A 22,315-nucleotide genomic window follows, 5' to 3' on the forward strand; every position below is an offset into this window, starting at 1 on the left:
CGGCTCGCGCTGCGCTTAGCCGGGCTACAATTCGTGCGGTCTGTAGCCCGGGTAAGGCGTCAGCCGCGACCCGGGGCCTCGCCGGAACGAGCCGTGGTTTGACTATCGCGAACCGACGTCCAGACAAACGCGATAACGAACAGGACGGTAAACAGCACCACAATGGTCGGCGCCGGGGCGCTGTCGAGATAAAACGACAGCCACACGCCGCCCAGCGAACAGCTTAACGCTATCGCCACTGCCAGCAGCAGGGCGCTGACAAAACGCCGCGTCAGCAGCAGAGCGATCGCCCCCGGCGCTATCAGCAGCGAAATCGACAAAATGATCCCCACCGCTTTCAGCGTCGCCACGATGGTCAGCGCAATCATGCACAGCAGCCCATAATGCAGCAGCCCGCAGCGCAATCCGCTGGCCTTCGCCTGCTGCGGATCAAAGGCGTGCAGCAGAAAATCACGCCACTTAAGCCCGATTATCAGCGCAATCGCCAGCGCGATCAGCGACGTTTGCGCAATATCGCTGGCGGAAATACCCAGCATGTCGCCAAACAGAATATGATCGAGATGGACCTCCGACTGAATCGACACGTACAGCACCAGGCCCGCGCCAAACATCCCGGAAAATACGATGCCCATGATCGTATCGCGTTTAATGCGGCTGTTATCGTCGAGATAACCGGTGGCGATGGCGCAGAACAACCCGGCGATAAACGCGCCGATGGCGAAGGGGATACCGAGGATATACGCCACCACCACGCCCGGAAAAACCGCGTGGCTCATGGCATCGCCCATCAGCGCCCAGCCCTTGAGCACCAAAAACACCGACAGCAGCGCGCAGGGGACGGCAACGATCGCCGCCACCAGTATGGCGTTGACCATAAAGGAGAACTGGAAAGGTTCAATCAGCGCGCTCAGCATGAGGCCTCCCTGGCGCGGCGACGGCTGGCGAGCAGGCCGTGCTTCGGCGCGAAAACAAAAGCGGCTAAAAACAGCAGCGTCTGGGCGACGACGATAATCCCGCCGGTCGCCCCGTCCAGATAGTAGCTCAGCCACGCGCCGAAAAAGCTGGTCAGGCTGCCAATCGCGACGGCAATCGCCAGCAGGCGCGGGAAGCGGTCGGTCAACAGCCAGGCGGTGGCCCCGGGCGTCACCACCAGGCAAATCACCAGAAACGCGCCGACGGTCTGCAGCGCCGCCACGGTACAGGCCGCCAGCAGGGTAAAGAACAGCAGCTTCAGCGCGGTGGTATTCAGGCCAATGGAACGAGCGTGGTTCTCATCGAAAAAGGTCACCATCAGGTCTTTCCACTTCAGCAGCAGAATCGCCATCGAAATAGAGCCAATCGCCGCCAGCTGGATAATATCCTCCGGGGCGATGGCCAGAATATTGCCGAGAATAATGGTCTGGATATTCACCGAAGTGGGGTTCAGCGACACCATAAACAGGCCAATACCGAAAAAAGAGGAGAAGATCAGGCCGATAATCGCGTCTTCCTTCAGCTTCGAACGCTGGTTAAGAAACAGCATGCTGCCCGCCGCCAGCCCGCCGGAAAGAAACGCCCCCAGCGCGAAGGGCAGGCCGAGCATATAAGCGCCCGCCACGCCGGGCACGATGGAGTGGGAGAGGGCGTCGCCAATCAGCGACCAGCCTTTAAGCATCAGGTAGCAGGAGAGAAACGCGCACACCCCGCCCACCAGCGCCGAGACCCACATCGCGTTCAGCATATAGTGATAACCAAACGGCTCCAGTAGCCAGTTCATCTTTCGCCTCCCGCCGCCCGACGGCTGATAAACGGCCGCTCATCGTCGGTGATAATCCGCTCTTCCGCGCCGCTCAGCACCACGTGGCGCAGCACGCCGCTAAACGCCAGTTCGAGGTTTTCGGCGGTAAAGGTGCTTTCCGTCGGGCCGCTGGCCAGCACGGTGCCTTTGACCATCACCGTGTAGTCGCAGAACTCGCTTACCGAGCCGAGGTTGTGAGTGGAAACCAGCATGGTGCAGCCTTCGTCGCGCAGTTCCCGCAGCAGCTCGATGATGCGCGCTTCGGTCTGCACGTCGACGCCGGTAAAGGGTTCATCCAGCAGAATGACTTTTCCCTGCTGAGCGATAGCGCGGGCCAGAAACACGCGCTTTTTCTGCCCGCCGGAGAGTTCGCCGATCTGGCGGTGGCGGTACTCGCTCATACCGACCCGCGCCAGGGCGGCGTCGACAATCTCATGGTCGCGCGGTTTGGCCCGCCGTAGCCAGCCCATATGGCCGTAGCGCCCCATCATCACCACATCTTCCACCAGCACCGGGAAGGACCAGTCCACCTCTTCCGCCTGCGGAACGTAGGCGACGAGGTTCTGCCGCAGGGCGCGATTAACCGGCTGACCGAGAATCGCAATATCGCCTTTTCCGACGCGCACAAAGCCCATCAGCGCTTTAAACAGCGTCGATTTTCCCGAGCCGTTCACCCCGACCAGCGCCGCGATGGCGCTGCGTGGGACGCTAAATGAAGCATCGCGCAGCGCGGTATGACCGTTGCGGTAGGTGACGCTGACGTTGTTGACCGCGAGGCCCGGCAGCTCGTGACTCATGCCTGTTTCCTTAGTCCGTCGTTGATGCCCTGGACGATGGTTTGGGTCGTAACGCGCAGCAGGTCGAGGTAGGTCGGCACCGGGCCATCGGCGGTACTCAGGGAGTCGACGTACAGGACGCCGCCATAGTGGGCGTCGGCTTCCCGGGCCACCTGACGCGCCGGTTTATCGGAAATGGTGCTTTCGCTAAAAATGGTCGGGATGCGCTCTTTCTTCATGGTGTCGATGGTTTTGCGCACCTGCTGCGGGGTACCCTGCTGGTCGGCGTTGATCGGCCACAGATAGCGCTCCTGCAGGCCGTTATCGCGGGCCAGGTAAGAAAACGCGCCCTCGCTGGTCACCAGCCAGCGCTTATCCTGCGGCAGCTTCGCCAGTTCCGCCTTCAGCGGCGCCATGGTCTGACGGATCTTCTCTTTGTAGGCTTCGGCGTTGTGGCGATAGGCGTTGGCGTTTGCAGGATCGTATTTCACCAGCGCGTCGCGAATATTATCGACATAGATCAGCGCGTTGTCCGCCGACATCCACGCGTGCGGGTTGGGTTTGCCGTTATACGGCCCTTCGCTGATGCCCATCGGCTGAATGCCGTTGCTGACCACCACTTCCGGTACGCCGTTTAAGTGCTGATAAAAGCGGGCGAACCACAGTTCAAGGTTCAGGCCGTTGGCGAGGATCAGCTGCGCGCCCTGCGCGCGTTTGATATCCCCGGGGGTCGGCTGATATTCATGGATCTCGGCCCCCGGTTTGGTGATGGAGCAGACGTCGGCGGCGTCGCCCGCGACGTTTTGCGCCATATCGGCGATCACCGTGAAGGTGGTAATCACTTTAAATTTCTCTTTTGCCTGGACGGGGGCGACGGCCAGCAGCGCCAGCGTGGCGGCAAACATCAGATGCTTCAGGGGTGGCAGGTGCAGCATAAGGTCCCTCACAACGTTGCGGTTAATTAATCATCATTTATAGCCATTGCTATGTTATATAGCACAAGCTATTTATAAATGAAAATAATTCTTATTTAGATGTGAGGCGAATGATTAGCGTGCGAACCCGCGGCGGGAGAGGAAAAGGCCCGGCCACGCGGAAGGCCGGACGCTGAAGTCAGGAGAGATCGGCCACCGACTGGCGGGGGATCAGGCGGCCCGCCAGCGTGCGCCCTTCGGGAGAGAAGGTGGGGCGCTCGTCAATCAGGTTGCGGATACGCTGCAGGCAGTTCTCCATCAGCTGCTCCAGCGGCCAGGAGATACAGGTCAGCGGCGGATTGAGCAGGGAGGCGAGGGGAGAATCTTCCAGGCTCAGCAGCGAGACCTCCTGCGGTACGGCAACGTTGAACTCGCGCAGCAGGCGCATCGCTTCGGCGGCGTAGCGGTCCCGTTTCACGATAATCACCGAGTATTTGCTGAAGCTGTTAATCAGCGTCAGCAGCGCCTGTTCAACGTTATCGTTGGCCGCCAGCATCAGCTGCCGGTTAAAAGGGATGGAGTAGTTTTGCAGGACGTTGCGATAGCCTTCGAGCATCTGGCGGCTGGCGTCATCGCTGTCGTTATCAACGATCAGCGCGATATTGCGATGGCCCTTGCCGATCACGTAGCGGCAGGCGCTTTCGGTGGCAAAAGCGTAGTCGTAGCCCTGATTATTGACCCCGGCAATGCTGAAGCGGTCAAAGGAGATCACGTTGCGCGGCGCATCCGCCGGCACGGCGCCGAGCACCACCACCGCCACGCACTGGCGCTGTAAATCGTCGACGACCGCCGCCTGTTCCGCCGCATCCGTGACGTACTGAACAATCAGGTTTTTATTCAGCCCCTTCAGCGCTAGCGAGAGCATCGGCAGCAGGCGCGCGCCGCTGCTGTCATCGTTCGCCGGGATCACCAGCCCCACGTGATTAGATGTCTGACTGGCGAGGTTTTGCGCGGCAAAGCTCGGGCGGTAGTTAAGTTCCTCTACCGCGCGCAGCACCGCTTCCCGGCTCTCTTCGCGCACGCCCCGCGTGCCGGTCAGCACGCGCGATACCGTCGCTCGGGAGACATTCGCTAATCTTGAAACATCATCAATGGTTGGCATGGCATTTTCTGTCTGAATATTTTCGCCTAGCTTAGCATACCTGCTGAAAAAAGTGTCTACCGCCGACCGGCTTCAGCGTTGGCCAGAACCGGCAGCCAGGCCGCGCCGCGCACGCCGCTGGCGTCGCCGAAGCGGGCCTGTTTGATCTGCGTTCGGCAGCTGTCGGAAAAGAGATACGGGACAATCGCCGACGGCAGCTGCTCATAGATTTGCCCGACGTTGGAGAGCCCGCCGCCCAGTACAATCACCTGCGGATCGAGGATATTGATTACCGACGCCAGGCTACGGCCGAAAGCGTCAATAAAATGCCGCCAGTGGGCCAGCGCCTGCGGTTCGCCGTTTTGCGCGGCGGCGATAATCGCTTCCGCAGGCGCCTGCTCGCCGTAGCGGCGGGCAAAGCCGGTACCGGAGATAAAGCTTTCGATGCAGTTCTCTTTGCCGCAGTAGCAGGGCTGCGCCGGGCCGTCGCGCTCGGGGCAATAGCCCGGCAGAGGATTGTGTCCCCATTCGCCAGCGATGGCGTTAGGCCCGCTGAGCAGCCGTTGGTTCACCGCAACGCCGCCGCCGCAGCCGGTACCGATGATAACGCCGAATACGGTCGGTGCCCCCGCGCCCGCGCCGTCTACCGCCTCAGAGAGGGTGAAGCAGTCGGCATCGTTTGCCATCCATACCGGTTGACCAAGTTCCCGCATCAGGTCATGACGCAGGTCGTGGCCGTTGAGCACCAGACAGTTACAGTTTTTAATCAGGCCGCTTTGCGGGTCGATAGCCCCCGGCAGGCCGATGCCGAGAGTAAACGGCCGTTCGCTCCAGTCGCGGACGGTCGCAATCAGTCCGAGCAGCTGCTGCATAAACGCCTGATAGCTCTCTTTATGCGTCGGACGGCGCTGGCGATAGACGCATTCGCCCGCCGCGTTGAGCAGGACGGCTTCCATTTTGGTGCCGCCAATGTCTAAACCCAGATGTAGCATGGTTGTCCTTAATTGTGGTCGACGGTTTCCCGGGCCGCTACGCGTGTAGTCCAGGTAGCCCGGCTAAGCGTAGCGCGAGCCGGGAGGTCAGCCAGGTGACATGAGCATTTACCGTTTTCCCGGGTTGCGGCGTCAACGCCTTACCCGGGCTAGGTCATCTCCTCTCCCCCGGAGAGGGGGAACCCTACGCGTGCAGCGGTCGCGAGCGGTAAATGGCGATCAGTTCGCCGATCAGCTCTTTCGCCAGAATCGAGGTCATCAGATGATCCTGAGCGTGAACCATCACCAGGGTCATTTTGGTTTTACCCTCGCCTTCGTCGGCCTCAATCAGCTGGGTCTGTACCCGATGCGCCTCGCGGGCAAAATGCGCCGCTTCTTTCATTTTTTCGTCGGCGGCGGCGAAATCACCCGCTTTAGCGCAGCTCAGCGCTTCGTAACAGAGACTACGCGACTGCCCGGCGTTGATGATGATACCCATTACCTGTTCTTCTAATTCCATGACAAACCTCTGAATAGTATGAATTATGCGGACTGCGGCGCGCTTTCGGCCAGGGCCGCCGCGTTAGCGTGCTCCTGCTCCAGCAGCTGTTTTTCGTAGGCTTTGAGGAATGGCAGATACATCACCATCGCCGTCGCCATGCAAATCAGGCACATGATCACCGGGCTAAAGCTCCAGTTCGCCGCCCACGAGGCACCGATAGGGGCCGGCGTCGTCCACGGCGTCATCGACACCACGCGGCTCACCAGGTCCAGCTTCAGCGCAAAGTAGGCCAGGGTTGCGTTGATCATCGGCACCAGCACGAACGGCAGGAAGAACAGCGGATTCATAATGATCGGCGCGCCGAACAGAATCGGTTCGTTGATGTTGAATACGCCCGGCACCACGCCCATCCGGCCAATCGTCCGCAGATGCACCGCCTTACTGCGCAGCAGCATCAAAGCCAGCGGCAGGGTGGAGCCGACGCCGCCGATCAGCAGATAGTGATCCCAGAAGCCCTGGACATAGATATGCGGGATCGCGGTGCCTGCGGCCATCGCCGCCTGGTTGATCGACAGGTTCGCCATCCAGAACGGATTCATAATCCCGGTGACGATCAGCGCCCCGTGAATGCCGGCAAACCACAGCACCTGGCACACCAGCACCGACAGCAGAATCGCCGGTAGAGTATCGGACGCCGCCACCAGCGGTTTCACCAGCGACATGATCGCTTCCGGGATGATCATGCCCAGCTGCGCTTCGATAAACAGATTCAGCGGATGCAGCGTCAGCACGATCGCCAGCACCGGGATCAGGATCTCAAACGAGCGCGCCACGCCCGCCGGCACTTCAGGCGGCAGACGGATCGTAATATTGTGGCGCTTGAGGAAGGCGTACAGCTCGGTAGAGTAAATCGCCACCAGAATTGCGGTGAAGATCCCCTGGCCGGAGAAGTAGGCGGTGGAGATCTGGCCATCTTTCAGCGGCGCGGCCACCAGCAGGAACGACATCAGCGACAGCATCCCGGCGGTCAGCGAGTCCAGATTGTGGTGTTTTGCCAGGCTGGCGGCGATCCCGACGGCGATAAACAGCGTCATCACCCCCATGCTGAAGTTAAACGGCAGCATCAGCGCATCGCGATGATCGAGAGAAAATTGCAGCCAGGCGCGGGCAAAGCCCCACGTTGTATCCGGGGAAAACGGCGGGAAGATAAAGACCAGCAAAAACGAGCCGACGATCATAAAGGGCAGGGCGGTAATAAAACCGTCGCGGATGGAGGTGACGTATTTTTGTTGGCCGATCGCCCCCGCCATAGGCGTGATCTTCTGTTCAATCACGGCGATCAGCTTCGCGTACAGAGAGCTCATGATCTTTCCTTAGTTTTTGTTATCGATAAGGGAAAGCGCGAAATCCAGTACGGCGCCGCCTTTCTGCATGCCGTAATCCATCATGTTGATGGGTTCCACGCGGATACCGTATTTATCAGCCTGCTTTTGCAGATCTTTCTGCATGTATTTCACCTGCGGCCCCAGCAGGACCACCTGGTAATGGCCGACCTGTTGATCGAATTCCGCGACGCCAAAGGCGTTGATCTCCACCGGCAGACCGCGCTGCTCGGCTTCGGCGATCATTTTTTTCACCAGCAGGCTGGTGGACATGCCCGCGGAACAGCACAACATTATCTTTTTCATATATCGCTCCTGATGAGATGGATGCGCCGACTATAGTCATAACGGATATAAAACGGAAAGCGCTTTCCGTTAGTGGATTTATTTATTGTGACCACGATCACCTATGGCGGGCTTTTACTTTACCCGGGAGTGCGCGATCATCCTGGCGACACCTCTATTCTTAAAGGCAGGATTATGAACATTCAGTTGATGAATGTTGCCGTCGATATCATCGAACAGCGGCTGGCGCCGCTGGCCAACGTTCTGACGCGCAATAACCACATTACGGCGATGCGCGACAGCTTTGCGCTGGCGATGCCGTTTGTGATTGTGGGAAGTTTGCTGGTGCCGATTTTGTTTCCGCCCGTTTCCATCAACGGCGCATCGGCTTTCGGCCAGTTCTATTTCCAGCTGCGGCCCATTCTGCTGCCAACCTTTGAATTGACTATCGGGCTGGTGGCGCTGATTGTGGCCTTCGGCGCCAGCGCCAGCCTTGCCAAGCAGTACCGGCTGCCGGAGCGGCTCTGCGGGCTGACCGGCTGCCTGGCGTTTTTGCTGTTTATCGGCTTTCGCGACAACGGCGCGACCAATATTTTCCTCGGCGGAATGGGGATTTTTACCGCGCTGATTTCAAGCACTTACTCTATTGAAATCGTGCGCTTTTTCTATAAGAAAGGCTGGTGCATCCGCCTGCCGGAAGAGGTGCCGGTGATGACCCGCAACGGCTTTCAGCTGCTGATCCCGCTGCTGGTGGTGATGCTCTCTATTAGCGTCATCAACGCGCTGCTGCTGCAGAGCACCGGGCGCATTTTACCGGAGCTGATTAGCGAAGCGGTGCGGCCGCTGGTGGTGGCGTCCGATACCCTAACTGCGGTATTAATTTCTTTATTTATCTGCAACCTGCTTTGGTTTGTCGGCATTCACGGCGCGCTGATTATCACCGGGATTATGAACCCGTTCTGGATGACCTATCTGTTTGAAAACCAGCAGGCGCTGGCCGCCGGTTCCGCTACGCTGCCGCATATCTACCTGCAGGGATTCTGGGATTTCTACCTGCTGATCGGCGGCATCGGCTCGACGCTGCCGCTGGTTTTTATGGCGATGCGCAGCCGTTCGCGGCAGCTGAAAAGCGTGGGGAAAATTGGCCTCCTGCCCTCGCTGTTTAACATCAATGAGCCGATATTGTTCGGCTTTCCGATTATCATGAACCCGGTTTTCCTGCTGCCGTTTCTTTTTGTACCGCTGATAAACGCCTGTATCGCCTGGTATTTAACTCATCTTGGGGTTCTCGATCGGGCGGTGGCGATGCTGCCGTGGTCGATGCCGGCGCCGCTCGGCGCGGCGTGGTCAGCCAACGGCAGCTGGAAAAACCTCTGCATGTGCCTGTTCGCCATTTTTAATGCCTGGATGCTCTATCGTCCGTTCTTCAAGGTCTATGAACGGCAGCTCGCCGACGCCGAACGCTAAGCTTTTCGCCTGCCTGCCACAGCCCGCCGCGCGCGGGCTTTTTTATTTCCGCTCAAAGATGTGATCTAAATCACGAATATTTGCCCGCTATCGTTAAATTTGTGAACTCATCCGGCAATTACGGAAAGCGCTTTCCTTTAACGGATGTACATTTCCAATTTTGATCCGTAAATTTCCTCCCGTTCTCAGGCAGTGTTAATAAAAAAATAACCAAGGATAAAAAATGATCAGGCTAAATCATTCAATACCTCTGTCTTTACTCGCCCTCGCGGTGATGAGCGACTGCGCCATCGCCGATCAGAAGTACGATTTTATGCTCCACGGCTATATCCGTTCGGGGATCCTCGCCAACGCCGACGGTAACCGCGCCGACTCCGTTGGCCTGATGCCGGACGGCAAGTGGCGTCTGGGCAACGAAGAGGACACCAAGATCGAACTGATCCCGACGGTGACGTTAACCTCGGACAGCGGCGTGGTGGCTAAAGTCCAGGCCAACATTACCCATCAGTCGAAATGCACCTCAGACTGGAACTGTCAGGATGACGACGGGCATGATGTGCAGTTCCGTGAAGGTTTTGCCGAACTGTCAAATCTCGACTTCGCCCCGGAAATGACCTTCTGGGCCGGTAAGCGCTACAGCAGCTCCAACACCTCCAGCCACCAGTTCGACTGGGAGTACATTCAGTACAACGGTACCGGCGGCGGCTTCGACAACATGGATCTCGGCTTCGCGCGCTTCGATGCCGGGGTTTACGCCTTCTCGCCGACGGATGAAACCAAAGCCTACCCGGTCGACAAAGGCGATCAGGGCTATCCGGATGACTACTCGCTCAACCTGTGGCTGAAAAAGATCGGCGGCACCGGCTTCGATCTTGAGCTGATTGGCCACCACATGAACCGCAACGAGAAGCACCCGACCTCGGCGGAGAAGGGCTACGGCGTGACCGGCGTTTACAACTTTGACGGCTTTTACGGCCTGACCGGCGGCTACTCTCGCGTGGTCTTCCAGTACGGGCGCGGCCTGGCGGCGGGAGACTCGCTGGGTAAAAACGGCTGGGGCTGGGCAAACCTCGACGATACCCAGTCCTGGCGCGTGGTGCTGGATAACATGGCCTCGCTAGGCGACTGGGAAATCTCCACGTTCGCCTACTATCAGAAAGACAAAAACTACCGCTGGTGGACGGAAGACGCCGAAGGCTGGGGGCGCACCAGCTGGGTGGCGGGGATTCGCCCGTACCAGCAGATCACCAAAAACTTCGCCATGCAGTACGAGCTGGGCTACGAATATCTCGACGATAAAAACTACAAAGGCGTGGACGGCAAAGGCAAAGGCGGCCTGACTAAAGTGACCATCGCGCCGACCCTGACCTTTGATTCCGGCTTCTGGACTCGCCCGCAGCTGCGCTTCTTCGTGACTTACGCGAAGTGGGATAAAGGGGTGTCCGACGCGCTGGACGGCAACTACGACTGGAGCACCAATACCCTTTCCGCCGGTAGCTACTCGCGCAGCGGCGACACCGATACGCTGAACTTCGGCGTGCAGGCCGAAGTCTGGTTCTAAGGAGAGATAACGATGATTAAGCCGGTGAAAAAACTGATGCTCGTCGCGCTGCTTTCGGCGCTGGGAAGCGCAGGCGCGATGGCCGCGGAGCAGTCGCACTTTGAACACTTTATTACCCGCGACGGCGCAACGTTAAAAGATGGCGACAAGGTGTTCCGCTTTGCGGGCATTCATGCGCCGGAACTGCACCGTATCGAGGACGATGCGCGCGGTACCTGCAAGGCCGACTCGCGCGGCTGGGGGCAATACTTCCGCTGGCCGACGGCGGAGGAACAGGAAAACTGGATTAAAGCACTCGTGCAAACCGGCGCCAGGGCGCAGCGGGTATACGTACTCTCGGTGCAGCAGACGTTTGACGAGGCCTGCGGTCGCGAAACCCATATTCTGGCCCCGGAAACCGCCGACGGCATGCCGCGCCTGAACGAAAAGGCGATGCGGGTGTACGACAACATGATCGCCGAGGCGGACAAACAGGGGCTGCGCCTGATTCTGCCGTTTATCGATCACTGGTGGTGGTGGGGCGGTCGCGAGCAGCTGGCGGCGTTCTACCACGAAAAGCCGGAGGATTTTTACCGTACCGACAGTAAAACCTTCAAGGCCTATCTGGACGTGATTCGTCAGGTTATCACCCGTACCAACAGCGTGACCGGGCGCCCTTACTATGACGAAAAAGCGATTATGGCCTGGGAGACCGGCAACGAGCTGGAGGACACCAACGCGGCGTTCCTTCAGCAGACCGCCGCGTGGATCAAAAAGTGGGCGCCGCACCAGCTGGTGGTGGATGGTACCTATAAGAAAATTAATGCGTTTGCGCTTAACGATCCCCATGTCGATATCGTCAGCAACCATTACTACACCAATGCCGATAACAACCATCCCGAACAGGTGAAAAAAGACCTGACGGCGGCAGCGGGTAAGAAAGTCTACATGGTGGGCGAATTTGGCCTGCTGGACGCGCAGCAACTTAACGCCATTATGCAGTCGATCGTCCATAGCGAAGTCAACGGCGCGCAGGCGGCGGGCGGTTTAATCTGGGGCTTCCGCGGTCATCGTCACGACGGCGGCTTCTACTGGCACAAAGAGTCCACCGGCCACTACAGCTACCATCTGCCGGGCTTCCCGGTCGAAGGTAAGGCCAACCAGGAGATGGAGGTGGTCGACCTGGTGCGCACCGCCGCCGCGCAGATGAACGGGCAGGAGAAAGCGCCGCCGCTGCCGAAACCTGACGCGCCGACGCTGCGGCCGACGGATTCACCGTTTGCGATCAACTGGCTGGGGGCGGCGGTAGGGCGCGCCTATGATGTTGAGCGCGCTGATTCGCCATCCGGGCCGTGGAAGGTTGTGGGGCGCGACATTTCCGACGGCGTTAACGAGTGGAACCCGCAGACGATGGATCTGTTCCGCGATGACTATCGCAGTCTGCGGCTGGGGAATACGTACTATTACCGCGTCATCGCTAAAAACGAGAGCAGCAGTTCATCGCCTTCGAACGTGATTAGCGTGAAGCATACTCAGGCGAATCAGGCGCCGGAAGTCACGCTGGTGGAAACGCTCACCACCAGCCAGGACCAGGGCGTGCAGCTCAGCGCGAGCTGGCGCGATGACGCCCTCCCGGACCGCAACGTGACGGTGAGCTGGAGCAACGGCGGCAGCGCGCAGGCCCACTTCTGCGCGACGGATAAAGCCGAAACCCGCGCCTGGTTCAGCGCTCCCGGTGAATACGCGCTGACTTTTAGCGCCGATGACGGCCTGCTCAAAAGCAGCAAAACCGTTAAGGTCACGGTGACGGAAGCCGTCGGTAAAGCCCCCGCCGACTACTGCCGTTTTGGCGGCGGGGTATTGAACGTGACCGATGGCAAGATTGCGGCGGCGAAAAGCGAAAAAGACGCGCTGGCGATTGGCGGCGACGGCTTCCTCGGGCCGTTCGCCAACGACGGGGATAAGGTCAGCTGGCAGGTTTCCGCGCCGTGGGCCGGCAAGTATCAGCTGCGGGTGACGTTCAGCGGCAAATGGGGCGGTAAGAAAAATTCGTTTATCGTCAACGACGGCGCGCCAATCGCGGTTGAATTCCCGCAGACCGATGAGCAGGGCCAGCAGCTGCTGGTGCCGGTTGAGCTGAAGGCCGGCGATAACCGCATCGACTTCGGTAAATTCGCCGGCGACTGGGGCTACATGTTTATCAAATCGATTGAAGTGGTTGCAGAGTAGTGCTTATTGGCTGCGCCCGTTGGGTGCGGCCTTTTTTAACTTACAGGAGGCGTTATGACCCGGTATCAGTTTCCGGAAGGCTTTTTATGGGGCGCGGCGGCATCCGGTCCGCAAACGGAAGGGATAAGCAACAAGCCGCACCGTTCTATTTGGGATAGCTGGTTTGCCGAACAGCCGGAACGTTTTTATCAGCAGATTGGGCCGCAAACCGTTTGCGACACCTATCATCAGTATCCCCAGGACGTGGCGTTGATGAAGCGGACCGGGTTCAACTCCTTCCGCACGTCGATTCAGTGGTCGCGGCTGATTGACGACTTCGAAACCGGCGCGCCCAATGCGGACGCGGTGCGTTTCTATCATGCCTACCTTGATGAGATGATTGAAAAGGGCATCGAGCCGATGATCAACCTCTATCATTTTGACATGCCGGAAGCGCTGCAAAAGCAGTACGGCGGCTTTGAGTCGGCGCACGTGACCGATCTTTTCGCGCGTTTTGCCCGTACCGCTTTTGAGCTATTCGGTCACAAGGTGAAATACTGGATTACCTTCAACGAGCCGATTGTGCCGGTTGAGGGCGGCTACCTGTACGACTTCCACTATCCCTGCAAGAAAGACGGCAGGCTGGCGGCGCAGGTGGCGTTTAACATTATGCTGGCCCACGCCAAAGCGGTGCGCGAGTTTCGCGCGCTGGCGCTGGAAAGCGAGATTGGCGTGGTGCTGAATCTGACGCCGTCCTATACCCGCAACGACAGCGCGGAAGACCAAAAAGCGGCGTGGTATGCGGATCTGTTCTTCAACCGCAGCTTCCTCGATCCGCTGGTGAAGCATCAGTTCCCGAAAGCGCTGTGCGAAATTCTGGCCGCGCACGACTGCCTGCCGGAGGTGACAAAAGCCGACGTGGAGCTGATTACCGGATCGCGCGTCGATTTTCTCGGCGTTAACTATTACGTTCCGCGCCGGGTGAAGGCGCGCGAAAGCGACTATACGCTGGACTATTTCACCCCGGAGGTCTATTTCGAAAACTACGTGAATCCGCAAGGGCGCTTTAATCCTTATCGCGATAATAATGAGATTCTGCCGCAGGCGATTTATGACATTGCCGCCAATATTCGCGATAACTACGGCAATATAAAGTGGTTCCTCGCGGAAATCGGTATTGCGATGGATATTGAGTCGGAAGGCGAACCGGGCGCAGACGGGGTGATTGACGATTCGTTCCGCATCGGCCTGATGGAAGAGCATCTGGTGCAGCTGCATCGCGCCATTGCCGACGGTGCGAACTGCTTTGGCGTGCATCAGTGGACCTTTATCGATAACTGGTCGTGGATTAACTCGTTCAAGCGCCGCTACGGTTTCTGGCGGCTCGACCTGCAAACCGGAGAGCGGCAGATAAAGCGCAACGCGCTGTGGTTTGCCGAACTGGCGACCAGCAACGGCTTCAGTTCTGATAAATAGCTCGGCAAAATCCCCCGGAGGCGGCGCTTGACGCGCCTGTCCGGGCTACCAAACCGCACGAACTTGTAGCCGGACAGATGCGCAGCATCGCCTCCGGAAAACCGTACCTACCGGGGCTTCGAGGTCCCCGCCGTCTGCGGACAGGTAGCCCGGCTAAGGCGTCAGCCGCGAGCCGGGGATTACCGGCGCTATTTTTTCATTTCCGCCAGCGAGGCTATCCAGTTCATCGCCAGCTGCGGCCACTCGGCGGCGGGCAGGTCTCGGGTCCCGCGAATGCCAAATCCGTGTTTCCCCTCGGCGAACAGATGCAGCTCGGTCGGCACCTGCTGCGCGCGCAGGGCGTTAAACATCACCAGCGCGTTATCCACCGGCACGGAAGGATCGTCCACCGCGTGGAAAATAAAGGTCGGCGGCGTTTGCGGCGTGACGTTCTGCTCCGGTGAATAGCGGTGCTGCCGCTCTGCCGTCGGCGTTTCGCCAATCAATGCCTTGCGCGATCCGGGATGGGCAATCGCCGGATCCATGGAAATAACCGGATAGCCGAGCACCGCGAAGTCCGGCCGCGCGCTCTGCTGGTCAACCGCGTCCACGGCGGCGTAAGCCGGTTCGCTATAGCGTGTCTCCAGGCTTGCCGCCACGTGTCCCCCGGCGGAAAAGCCCATAATGCCGATTTTTTGCGGGTCGATATGCCAATCGGCGGCCCGCGCCCGCAGGGTACGCAGCGCGCGCTGCGCATCGGCCAACGGCGCCTCGCTGCCTTCCGCGTGACCGTCCGCCGGCATCCGATAGGTCATCACAAACAGGGTATAGCCCCGGGCGTTAAATACCGGGGCGAGATCGCTGCCCTCTTTATCCAATACCACTCGCTGGTAAGAGCCGCCCGGCGTCACCAGCAGCGCGATACCGTTGGGCTTCTCCGGCGCGTAAACGGTAATTGTCGGAGCGCGAACGCCGGTGACCGCGCGATCGGGCAGCGAGGGATCTTTGCTGCGCTCCACCAGCGATTCGCTCGCCGGGCTGTTTTTCGCGCCGGGCGCTTCACCGCCGGGCCAGACGGAAAAGGTGGGAAGAGAGGAAAATGCAGCCTGAGAAGCCAAAAGCAAAGCGATGGCGGCGGCCAGAGGTAAACGCGTCATAAGCATCTCCATTAAGGAAAAGGCTTATTTATCATTCATCAGGAACGGGTAAAGCGAGTTGTCTCACAGAACGCTGTTTCATTAAAATCAAAATGAAACAGCGTTCTGAAGATGTGCCTACTGCAGCTGGTCTTTATTAATACCCAACCGTTTCATGCGCGAAAGCAGCGTCGTGCGTTTTAATCCCAGACGCTGGGCCGCGCCCTTCGGTCCGGCGACCACGCCGTTGCTCTCTTTCAGCACCCGGACAATCAGCTGGTATTCGTCTTCCCCTTCCTCCGGCAGCACTTCCGCCGCCAGCGGCTCCGTCTCGATACTCATTTCCGGTAAGGAGAGCTGCAGCACGCTGCCGCGGGTCAGCAGCACCGCGCGCTCAATGACGTTTTCCAGTTCGCGCACGTTACCCGGCCACTCCATGCGGCTGAGCAGGCGCAGCGTTTCCGCCGGAATGCTGTCAATGTTGCGCCCGAGACGGCGGGCAATTTTAAAGGTGAAGGCCTTCACCAGCAGGGGAATATCCTCCGGCCGCTCGCGCAGGGGAGGCAGGTGGATCGGGAAGACGTTCAGCCGATAGTAGAGATCGCTGCGAAACTCGCGATCGGCGACCATTTGCTTAAGATCGCGGTTGGTGGCGGCGATCAGGCGCACGTCGGTATGAATCAGCTTATTGCTGCCGAGACGCTCGAACTCCTGCTCCTGCAATACGCGCAGCAGTTTCGGCTGTAGTTCAATCGGCATGTCGCCCACTTCATCGAGAAACAGCGAGCTTTTGTCCGCCAGTTCGAAACGGCCGATACGCTGGGCGCTGGCGCCGGTGAAGGCGCCGCGCTCGTGGCCAAAAAGGTCGCTTTCCAGCAGCCCGGCGGGCATCGCCGCGCAGTTCATTTTGACCATCCGGCGGCTATTGCGGCCGCTCAGATTATGAATAGCGCGGGCAATCAGCTCCTTACCGGTGCCGGTTTCGCCGAGGATCAGCACCGTGCTGTCGCTCTGCGCCACCATCTCCACCTGCTTGAGCACGCTGTTCATGGCCTCGCTGCGGCCGATGATTTCGCCAAACTCGCTCTCGACGTTGTTAAGCTGTTCGGTCAGGGCGAGGTTCTCATCGACCAGCCGCTCTTTCAGCCGCTGAATCTCGCGGTAGGCGAGGGCGTTGTCGATGGCGATCGAGACGCGCTCGGCGATTTGCCGCAGCAGCTTGAGGTTGGTGGTGGTGAAGACTTTCTCATCGCACTGCGCCAGCTTCAGCACCCCAAGCAGGGTATTGCCGGACATCAACGGCAGCAGGCACAGGGTCTGAATTTTGTTATCCCACATCTCGAAAAGCATTTTTTCGTACGGCGCCAGCGGGTCGTGCTGATGCAGGTTGAGCAGCAGCATCTCTTTGCTTTTGAATACCCGTTCGGTCAGGGTACCGGCTTCGTCCACTTCGCTCTGGTCGTGCACCGGGTGGCTGGCGTCGAGGTAGTGGGTGGAGTAGATATTGAGCTTGCCTTTGCGGTTGCTGCGCAGTACCACGCTGATGGCGTCGATGCGAAAGTAGCGGTGGATCTCTTTGGCCACTTCGCTGACCAGTTCGTCGATATCCAGCCGCGAGAGTACCGCGTTGGTGATCGCCACCAGGATGCGGAAGTTATCGCGTTCCCGGCACAGCAGGTCGTAATCAACGTTGTTGCTGACCCGGCTTTGGATCTGTTCGGTCACCACGGCAACGATTTGCGTAAAGGTGTGCAGCCGCTGGTACTCTTTTTCGGTCCACGGCCGGTTGTCGTCGCGAATAAATTCGCAGCCGCCGAAAATACGCCCTTCCGCCGCCAGCGGCAGCAGACAGTAATAGCCAAAGGTGGGATAGAGTCCGCTGCCGGCGAGCTGCGGCCAGGTTTCGGCAAAGGTGGCGCTATCGCAATGCAGCGCATCCGGGCGCGAGAGCAGGCGTCGAACCGGGCCGTTGGCGAGGACGGTTTCATCCTCGTAGCTCACCGGCTGCCCCGCGTCGTCGCAGGCGTGCCGGACCGCGCGATGGTTGCCGGAATGCCACAGAATAATCGCCGCCCGGTCGGCGAGCGCGGACTGCTGCACCAGGCCGGTCAGCGTCTCGCTCAGCGCGGCCAGATCCGGCTGCTGTAATAAAATGCGGGTGATATCAAACAGACCCTGCTGCCCAAGATCGCCCATCGGTGTATACGACATTGCTTAAGTCCAAAAGCGCCGCAAAGCGGCGCAGAAGAAAGTGATGACACAAATAATAGTCTGTTAATAAAGCGGTTGTGACCGCCATTAACCCATCCGTGGGTGCCCGCTGGTTTGGGCTGGATAATCATGCTGGCTTTTCCCGGCTCGCGCTGCGCTTAGCCGGGCTACAGGTGCGCGCAGTGTTGTAGCCCGGATAAGGCGTTAGCCGCAATCCGGGGGCCCGCACCGTTAACAAATTCTCGGCAGCGGCTCGGCGTGAGGAAGATCCAGCGTGCGCTTCACGCCGTACAGACCAACAGAGCGCACGCCCGCGCGCGGCACAACCTCGCCGATTATCGCCGCATCGCGGCCTAATGGATGAGACCGTAAATGCGCAAGCACGCTTTCCGCCGCCTCGCGGGCAACGGCGATCAGCAGCTTGCCCTCGTTGGCGAAATTAAGCGCGTCCAGCCCCAGCAGCTCGCACACGCCGCGCACGGTATCGTTCACCGGCAGCTTATTCTCGTACAGTTCAATCCCGCAGCCGCTGGCGGCGGCGAATTCATGGGCCACCGCGTTAACGCCGCCGCGGGTGGCATCGCGCAGGGCTTTCACGCCAGCAACGTCGCGCAGCGTCTGAATCAAGGGCGTTAGCACCGCGCAGTCGCTGGACAGCGCGCCGTCAAGCCCCATCTGTTCGCGCAGGTTGAGGATCGTTGCCCCGTGATCGCCAAGCGTGCCGCTGACCAGCAGCACGTCTCCCGCGCTAATCTGCTGCGCCCCCCAGCGAATACCGGTAGGGATGACGCCGATCCCGGCGGTATTGATAAACAGCTTATCCGCCGCCCCGTGCGGCACCACTTTGGTATCGCCGGTGACAATGGCGATGCCGGCCTCCCGCGCGGTCTGCGCCATGCTGTTCACCACCGCTTCGAGGGTGGCCATCTCCAGCCCCTCTTCGAGAATAAACCCGCAGGAGAGATAGCGCGGCAGCGCGCCGCTCACCGCCACATCGTTGGCGGTGCCGCAGACCGCCAGCTTGCCGATATTGCCGCCTGGGAAAAACAGCGGATCGATGACGTAGCTGTCGGTGGAGAAGGCGAGCCTGTCGCCCTGCGCGCTAAGCTGGGCGAGATCGAGACGCGCCTGATCTTCCTGCTCCGCCAGCCAGGGGTTGGCGAAAGCCTGCATAAACAGGTCGCCGATCAGCTGCTGCATCGCCTGACCGCCGCTACCGTGGGCTAACTGAACGCTTTTCATGCTTCGATTTCCTGACTGCGATATTGATACCAGGCGGCGCAGGCGCCTTCCGATGAGACCATCAGCGCGCCGAACGCGCTCTGCGGGTTGCAGGTATTGCCGAATAGCGGGCACTGGTGCGGTTTGCAGCGGCCGGTCAGCACCTCGCCGCAGCGGGCGCGCGGGTCGTCGCTGACCCGCTGCGGCGCCGGGCGGAAATGTGCTTCGGCGTCGAAACGCTGATACGCGGCCGTCAGATGCACGCCGGAGTCGTTAATCACCCCCAGACCGCGCCACTCGCTATCGCCGCTAAGGCAAAACACCTCGGCGATGGCCGACTGCGCCAGCGGGTTGCCCGCATCGGGCACCACCCGGCGATACTGGTTCTCCACGTCGCTGTGCCGCGCTATTGTCTGCTCAACCAGCATCACCGCGCCTTGCAGTAGATCAAGCGGTTCGAATCCTGCCACCACTAAAGGACGATGATAGTCGCTGGCGATAAATCCGTAGGCGTCGGTGCCAATCACCATGCTGACGTGACCGGGGGCGAGAAACGCGTCGATACCGTTATCCGGCTGGTCGAGCAGGCTGCGCAGGGTTGGCAGCAGGGTGATGTGCTGGCAGAAAAAATAGAAGTTGGCGACGCCGCGCTCGCGGGCCTGGCGCAGGGTCAGGGCGGTGGCGGGCATCGTCGTTTCAAAACCAAGGCCGAAGAACACCACTTCACGCTCGGGGTGCTGCTGCGCCAGCTTCAGGGCGTCCATCGGCGAATAGACGATGCGGACGTCTGCGCCGCGCGATTTAGCCTGCAGCAGTGAACCGTTTTTTCCCGGCACGCGCATGGCGTCGCCAAAGGTGCAGAAAATCACCCCCGGACGGCTGGCGATATCGATACAGGCGTCGATGCGCCCCATCGGCAGCACGCACACCGGGCAGCCGGGGCCGTGAATAAACTCGATATTTTCCGGCAGCAGCTGGTCGAGACCAAATTTAAAAATGGCGTGGGTATGACCGCCGCACACTTCCATAATGCGCAGCGGACGTTCGGCGGTATGCGGCAGCAGGCGCGCGCGCTGCCGGAGGTGTTCCACCAGCTGCATCACCTGTTCCGGAGCGCGGTATTCATCGACATAGCGCATTTACCGCTCCTCGCCGTACAGCAGCGCGCCGACGTCCGGCTCGACTTCAAACATATTTTGCAGCGCCTCGAGGGTGTCGCGGGCTTCGGCTTCGTTAATCACGCTCATGGCGAAACCCACGTGGACCAGCACCCACTGACCGAGACGCGGCTGGCCGCGATCGTCAACCGCGCCCACCAGGGTCAGGTCGACTTCGCGCTGAATGCCGCACACTTCGACCTTCGCCAGATTGCCGTCAATGGCGCAGATTTGTCCGGGAATGCCTATGCACATTGTTGCGTCTCCAGCCAGCTAAGCCACTGGTCCATGCCTTCGCCGCTGGTGGCGGAAAGCAGGATGATGTCAATATCCGGGTTCACCTCGCGGGCGCAGGCCAGACACTTTTCTACGTCAAAGTTGAGATACGGCAGCAGGTCGACCTTGTTAAGCAGCATCAGGCTGGCGGCGGCGAACATATGCGGATACTTCAGCGGCTTGTCTTCGCCTTCGGTTACCGACAGCACCGCCACTTTATGACGTTCGCCGAGGTCAAAGCTCGCCGGACACACCAGGTTACCGACGTTTTCGATAAACAGAATGCCGTGGTCCGCCAGCGGCAGGCGCGGCGCGGCGTCGGCGATCATCTGCGCGTCGAGATGGCAGCCTTTGCCGGTGTTGACCTGAATCGCCGGGGTGCCAGTGGCGCGGATGCGCGCGGCGTCGTTCACCGTTTGCTGATCGCCTTCAATCACCGCGCAGGCGGTTTTCTCTTTCAGCCGCAGCAGGGTTTCCGTCAGCAGGGTGGTTTTGCCGGAGCCGGGGCTGGAGACCAGATTCAGCACCAGCTGGTTTTTAGCGGCGAAGCGCGTGCGGTTGCGGGCGGCCAGACGGTTGTTTTTATCCAGCACGTCGATTTCCACTTCCAGCATCCGCCGCTGGCTCTGGCCCGGCGCATGGGTACCCGCCTCGCCGTGACCGTAGTGCAGGTCGCCAGCCTCCGAGCGGGTGGGGGAAAAGTTATCGGTTTTCACGCCGGTAATGTTCATCATCTGGCGCGGGGCGGGCGCGAAGGGGGCGCTGCGAAACGCCGAATGCGGGTTATGCTCGTCGCCTTCTATATAAAGGTTGCCTTCACCGCAGCCGCAGGTTGTACACATAATCTTATTACTCCACTTCTAGTCGCTGAATCTGTAAGCCGTCATCCGCCACGATTTGCAGCCGGTCGCTCTGACACTGCGGGCAGCGGCGCACGTGCTGTGAGATGAGATGCACGTACTGCTGGCAGGATTCACACCAGCATTCAGCCTGTTGTTCGGCGATATGCAGCTCGCAGCCCTCCGCCAGCGTGCCGCGGCACACCAGCTCAAAGCAGAAGGTCAGCGCGCTGGCCTCCACGCAGGAAAACGCCCCGACCTTCAGCCACACGCCGGTCACCCGACGCGCGCCGGCCTGCAGCGCCTGCTGTTCGATAATTTCCAGCGCCCGCTGGCTAAGAGTGATTTCGTGCATGGTGCCTCCGTATCGCGATGGCCCATTAATGCAATAACGATGCCAGGTCATAAGTAATGTCATAAAAATGTCGATGACACCGCTCAGACATCGTCATCGACATGTCTTTCTTATAGGGTAAATTTATTAAAATCGTTAAAAATCAATTAATTAAATTTTGGCATGAAAAGTGCTTAACCGGTGCATCTCATACAACGGGGGATCCGGGATGACTATTTGGGAATTAAGTGAAAAGGCGGACTACATCGCCGATCGTCACCGCCAGCATCAGGAGCAGTGGCACACCTATTGCAACTCGCTGGTACAGGGAATAACCCTGTCGAAAGCGCGTCTGCATCACGCCATGAGCTGCGCGCCGGATAAAGAGCTGTGCTTCGTACTGTTTGGCCATTTTCAGGTCTACGTGGCGCTGGCGGAGGGCTTTAACAGCCACACCATCGAGTACTACGTCGAAACCAAAAACGGCGACGACAGACGTCTGATTGCCCAGGCCACGCTGGGCTCAGACGGCACCATTGATGGCCGGATCAGCAACCGCGATCGCGAGCAGGTTCTGGAGCACTATCTGGCGACTATCGCCAGCGTTTACGACCGTCTCTACGAGGCAATCGAACAAGACCAGCCGGTGGATTTAAGCCACCTGACGCTGGCCCGTTAATCGTCAGGTGTCGACAAGTGTCGAAGCTGACACCTGCGCAACCT

The 22,315-nt window shown here is 59.5% G+C and carries 21 protein-coding genes; 5 read left to right on the forward strand and 16 right to left on the reverse strand.

Annotation, left to right across the window (positions count from 1 at the left end; translation table 11 throughout):
* Positions 1-59: 59 nt before the first annotated feature.
* The 9 genes from sitD to ACESQ2_RS13680 form a co-directional block, all read right to left on the reverse strand.
* Positions 60-914 (reverse strand): iron/manganese ABC transporter permease subunit SitD, encoded by an 855-nt coding sequence (gene sitD / locus ACESQ2_RS13640; protein ID WP_014226547.1) that lies wholly within the window; start codon positions 912-914, stop codon positions 60-62.
* Positions 908-1,756 carry an iron/manganese ABC transporter permease subunit SitC gene (sitC, locus tag ACESQ2_RS13645; protein ID WP_185219866.1) on the reverse strand — a complete coding sequence of 283 codons (849 nt, stop codon included), beginning with the start codon at positions 1,754-1,756 and terminating at the stop codon, positions 908-910. The genes sitD and sitC overlap by 7 nt, the downstream gene beginning before the upstream one ends.
* The gene (locus tag ACESQ2_RS13650; RefSeq protein ID WP_014226545.1) at positions 1,753-2,574 is read right to left on the reverse strand and encodes a manganese/iron ABC transporter ATP-binding protein; all 822 of its coding nucleotides are present in this window, start codon (positions 2,572-2,574) and stop codon (positions 1,753-1,755) included. The genes sitC and ACESQ2_RS13650 overlap by 4 nt, the downstream gene beginning before the upstream one ends.
* Positions 2,571-3,488, reverse strand: coding sequence for a metal ABC transporter substrate-binding protein (locus tag ACESQ2_RS13655; protein ID WP_373170686.1), 918 nt, complete (start codon positions 3,486-3,488; stop codon positions 2,571-2,573). Before ACESQ2_RS13655 ends, ACESQ2_RS13650 begins: the two co-directional genes overlap by 4 nt.
* Positions 3,489-3,666: 178 nt before the next feature.
* A complete protein-coding gene (locus ACESQ2_RS13660) occupies positions 3,667-4,629 on the reverse strand; it encodes a LacI family DNA-binding transcriptional regulator (RefSeq protein WP_025106458.1) in 963 nt (320 codons plus the stop codon).
* A 56-nt stretch (positions 4,630-4,685) separates the two neighbouring features.
* Positions 4,686-5,600: an ROK family protein gene (locus ACESQ2_RS13665; protein ID WP_224260170.1), complete on the reverse strand. Its 915-nt coding sequence runs from the start codon at positions 5,598-5,600 to the stop codon at positions 4,686-4,688.
* Positions 5,601-5,784: 184 nt separating this feature from the next.
* Positions 5,785-6,099 carry a PTS lactose/cellobiose transporter subunit IIA gene (locus tag ACESQ2_RS13670; protein WP_004104873.1) on the reverse strand — a complete coding sequence of 105 codons (315 nt, stop codon included), beginning with the start codon at positions 6,097-6,099 and terminating at the stop codon, positions 5,785-5,787.
* A gap of 23 nt (positions 6,100-6,122) precedes the next feature.
* Positions 6,123-7,445, reverse strand: a complete 1,323-nt coding sequence (locus tag ACESQ2_RS13675) for a PTS sugar transporter subunit IIC (protein WP_373170688.1) — start codon at positions 7,443-7,445, stop codon at positions 6,123-6,125.
* A gap of 9 nt (positions 7,446-7,454) precedes the next feature.
* Complete coding sequence (locus ACESQ2_RS13680; protein ID WP_004104871.1) at positions 7,455-7,769, reverse strand: PTS sugar transporter subunit IIB; 315 nt, start codon at positions 7,767-7,769, stop codon at positions 7,455-7,457.
* 174 nt (positions 7,770-7,943) lie between these two features.
* Between ACESQ2_RS13680 and ACESQ2_RS13685 the strand changes: the two genes are divergently transcribed.
* The 4 genes from ACESQ2_RS13685 to ACESQ2_RS13700 all read left to right on the forward strand — a co-directional run bounded on the left by ACESQ2_RS13685 (position 7,944) and on the right by ACESQ2_RS13700 (position 14,439).
* Positions 7,944-9,215: a PTS sugar transporter subunit IIC gene (locus ACESQ2_RS13685; RefSeq protein ID WP_025106460.1), complete on the forward strand. Its 1,272-nt coding sequence runs from the start codon at positions 7,944-7,946 to the stop codon at positions 9,213-9,215.
* Between the two features lie 223 nt (positions 9,216-9,438).
* Positions 9,439-10,776, forward strand: a complete 1,338-nt coding sequence (locus tag ACESQ2_RS13690; RefSeq protein WP_057173210.1) for a carbohydrate porin — start codon at positions 9,439-9,441, stop codon at positions 10,774-10,776.
* Positions 10,777-10,791: 15 nt separating this feature from the next.
* Positions 10,792-12,984 (forward strand): CBM35 domain-containing protein, encoded by a 2,193-nt coding sequence (locus ACESQ2_RS13695; protein ID WP_345911614.1) that lies wholly within the window; start codon positions 10,792-10,794, stop codon positions 12,982-12,984.
* A gap of 54 nt (positions 12,985-13,038) precedes the next feature.
* A complete protein-coding gene (locus tag ACESQ2_RS13700; RefSeq protein WP_345911600.1) occupies positions 13,039-14,439 on the forward strand; it encodes a glycoside hydrolase family 1 protein in 1,401 nt (466 codons plus the stop codon).
* A gap of 188 nt (positions 14,440-14,627) precedes the next feature.
* On the opposite strand, the gene ACESQ2_RS13705 is transcribed toward ACESQ2_RS13700, so the two are convergent.
* From ACESQ2_RS13705 to hypA, 7 genes are all read right to left on the reverse strand, one after another.
* On the reverse strand, positions 14,628-15,575 hold the full coding sequence (locus tag ACESQ2_RS13705) for an alpha/beta hydrolase (RefSeq protein WP_025107271.1): 948 nt from the start codon (positions 15,573-15,575) through the stop codon (positions 14,628-14,630).
* 117 nt (positions 15,576-15,692) lie between these two features.
* Positions 15,693-17,765: a formate hydrogenlyase transcriptional activator FlhA gene (flhA, locus tag ACESQ2_RS13710; protein WP_172869523.1), complete on the reverse strand. Its 2,073-nt coding sequence runs from the start codon at positions 17,763-17,765 to the stop codon at positions 15,693-15,695.
* Between the two features lie 231 nt (positions 17,766-17,996).
* Positions 17,997-19,007, reverse strand: coding sequence for a hydrogenase expression/formation protein HypE (gene hypE / locus ACESQ2_RS13715; RefSeq protein WP_373170691.1), 1,011 nt, complete (start codon positions 19,005-19,007; stop codon positions 17,997-17,999).
* Positions 19,004-20,125 carry a hydrogenase formation protein HypD gene (hypD, locus tag ACESQ2_RS13720; protein ID WP_014226535.1) on the reverse strand — a complete coding sequence of 374 codons (1,122 nt, stop codon included), beginning with the start codon at positions 20,123-20,125 and terminating at the stop codon, positions 19,004-19,006. Before hypD ends, hypE begins: the two co-directional genes overlap by 4 nt.
* Entirely contained in the window at positions 20,126-20,398 is a 273-nt protein-coding gene (locus tag ACESQ2_RS13725) for a HypC/HybG/HupF family hydrogenase formation chaperone (RefSeq protein ID WP_004104861.1), read from the reverse strand.
* Entirely contained in the window at positions 20,389-21,261 is an 873-nt protein-coding gene (gene hypB, locus ACESQ2_RS13730) for a hydrogenase nickel incorporation protein HypB (RefSeq protein ID WP_104011371.1), read from the reverse strand. The genes ACESQ2_RS13725 and hypB overlap by 10 nt, the downstream gene beginning before the upstream one ends.
* Before the next feature lie 7 nt (positions 21,262-21,268).
* Complete coding sequence (gene hypA / locus ACESQ2_RS13735; RefSeq protein ID WP_004114752.1) at positions 21,269-21,613, reverse strand: hydrogenase maturation nickel metallochaperone HypA; 345 nt, start codon at positions 21,611-21,613, stop codon at positions 21,269-21,271.
* Positions 21,614-21,821: 208 nt separating this feature from the next.
* On the opposite strand from hypA, the gene hycA reads away from it, so the two are divergent.
* The gene (gene hycA, locus ACESQ2_RS13740) at positions 21,822-22,271 is read left to right on the forward strand and encodes a formate hydrogenlyase regulator HycA (protein ID WP_004134329.1); all 450 of its coding nucleotides are present in this window, start codon (positions 21,822-21,824) and stop codon (positions 22,269-22,271) included.
* Positions 22,272-22,315 lie beyond the last annotated feature (44 nt).

It is taken from the genome of Klebsiella sp. Q11, from assembly GCF_964241505.1.
Classification (GTDB): Bacteria; Pseudomonadota; Gammaproteobacteria; order Enterobacterales; family Enterobacteriaceae; genus Klebsiella; species Klebsiella michiganensis.

What these genes read in the sequence shown, in the direction of transcription:
- sitD (WP_014226547.1), bottom strand. Translation starts at nt 914, where the DNA reads ATGCTGAGCGCGCTGATTGAACCTTTCCAGTTCTCCTTTATGGTCAAC.
- sitC (WP_185219866.1), bottom strand. Translation starts at nt 1,756, where the DNA reads ATGAACTGGCTACTGGAGCCGTTTGGTTATCACTATATGCTGAACGCG.
- ACESQ2_RS13650 (WP_014226545.1), bottom strand. Translation starts at nt 2,574, where the DNA reads ATGAGTCACGAGCTGCCGGGCCTCGCGGTCAACAACGTCAGCGTCACC.
- ACESQ2_RS13655 (WP_373170686.1), bottom strand. Translation starts at nt 3,488, where the DNA reads ATGCTGCACCTGCCACCCCTGAAGCATCTGATGTTTGCCGCCACGCTG.
- ACESQ2_RS13660 (WP_025106458.1), bottom strand. Translation starts at nt 4,629, where the DNA reads ATGCCAACCATTGATGATGTTTCAAGATTAGCGAATGTCTCCCGAGCG.
- ACESQ2_RS13665 (WP_224260170.1), bottom strand. Translation starts at nt 5,600, where the DNA reads ATGCTACATCTGGGTTTAGACATTGGCGGCACCAAAATGGAAGCCGTC.
- ACESQ2_RS13670 (WP_004104873.1), bottom strand. Translation starts at nt 6,099, where the DNA reads ATGGAATTAGAAGAACAGGTAATGGGTATCATCATCAACGCCGGGCAG.
- ACESQ2_RS13675 (WP_373170688.1), bottom strand. Translation starts at nt 7,445, where the DNA reads ATGAGCTCTCTGTACGCGAAGCTGATCGCCGTGATTGAACAGAAGATC.
- ACESQ2_RS13680 (WP_004104871.1), bottom strand. Translation starts at nt 7,769, where the DNA reads ATGAAAAAGATAATGTTGTGCTGTTCCGCGGGCATGTCCACCAGCCTG.
- ACESQ2_RS13685 (WP_025106460.1), top strand. Translation starts at nt 7,944, where the DNA reads ATGAACATTCAGTTGATGAATGTTGCCGTCGATATCATCGAACAGCGG.
- ACESQ2_RS13690 (WP_057173210.1), top strand. Translation starts at nt 9,439, where the DNA reads ATGATCAGGCTAAATCATTCAATACCTCTGTCTTTACTCGCCCTCGCG.
- ACESQ2_RS13700 (WP_345911600.1), top strand. Translation starts at nt 13,039, where the DNA reads ATGACCCGGTATCAGTTTCCGGAAGGCTTTTTATGGGGCGCGGCGGCA.
- ACESQ2_RS13705 (WP_025107271.1), bottom strand. Translation starts at nt 15,575, where the DNA reads ATGACGCGTTTACCTCTGGCCGCCGCCATCGCTTTGCTTTTGGCTTCT.
- flhA (WP_172869523.1), bottom strand. Translation starts at nt 17,765, where the DNA reads ATGTCGTATACACCGATGGGCGATCTTGGGCAGCAGGGTCTGTTTGAT.
- hypE (WP_373170691.1), bottom strand. Translation starts at nt 19,007, where the DNA reads ATGAAAAGCGTTCAGTTAGCCCACGGTAGCGGCGGTCAGGCGATGCAG.
- hypD (WP_014226535.1), bottom strand. Translation starts at nt 20,125, where the DNA reads ATGCGCTATGTCGATGAATACCGCGCTCCGGAACAGGTGATGCAGCTG.
- ACESQ2_RS13725 (WP_004104861.1), bottom strand. Translation starts at nt 20,398, where the DNA reads ATGTGCATAGGCATTCCCGGACAAATCTGCGCCATTGACGGCAATCTG.
- hypB (WP_104011371.1), bottom strand. Translation starts at nt 21,261, where the DNA reads ATGTGTACAACCTGCGGCTGCGGTGAAGGCAACCTTTATATAGAAGGC.
- hypA (WP_004114752.1), bottom strand. Translation starts at nt 21,613, where the DNA reads ATGCACGAAATCACTCTTAGCCAGCGGGCGCTGGAAATTATCGAACAG.
- hycA (WP_004134329.1), top strand. Translation starts at nt 21,822, where the DNA reads ATGACTATTTGGGAATTAAGTGAAAAGGCGGACTACATCGCCGATCGT.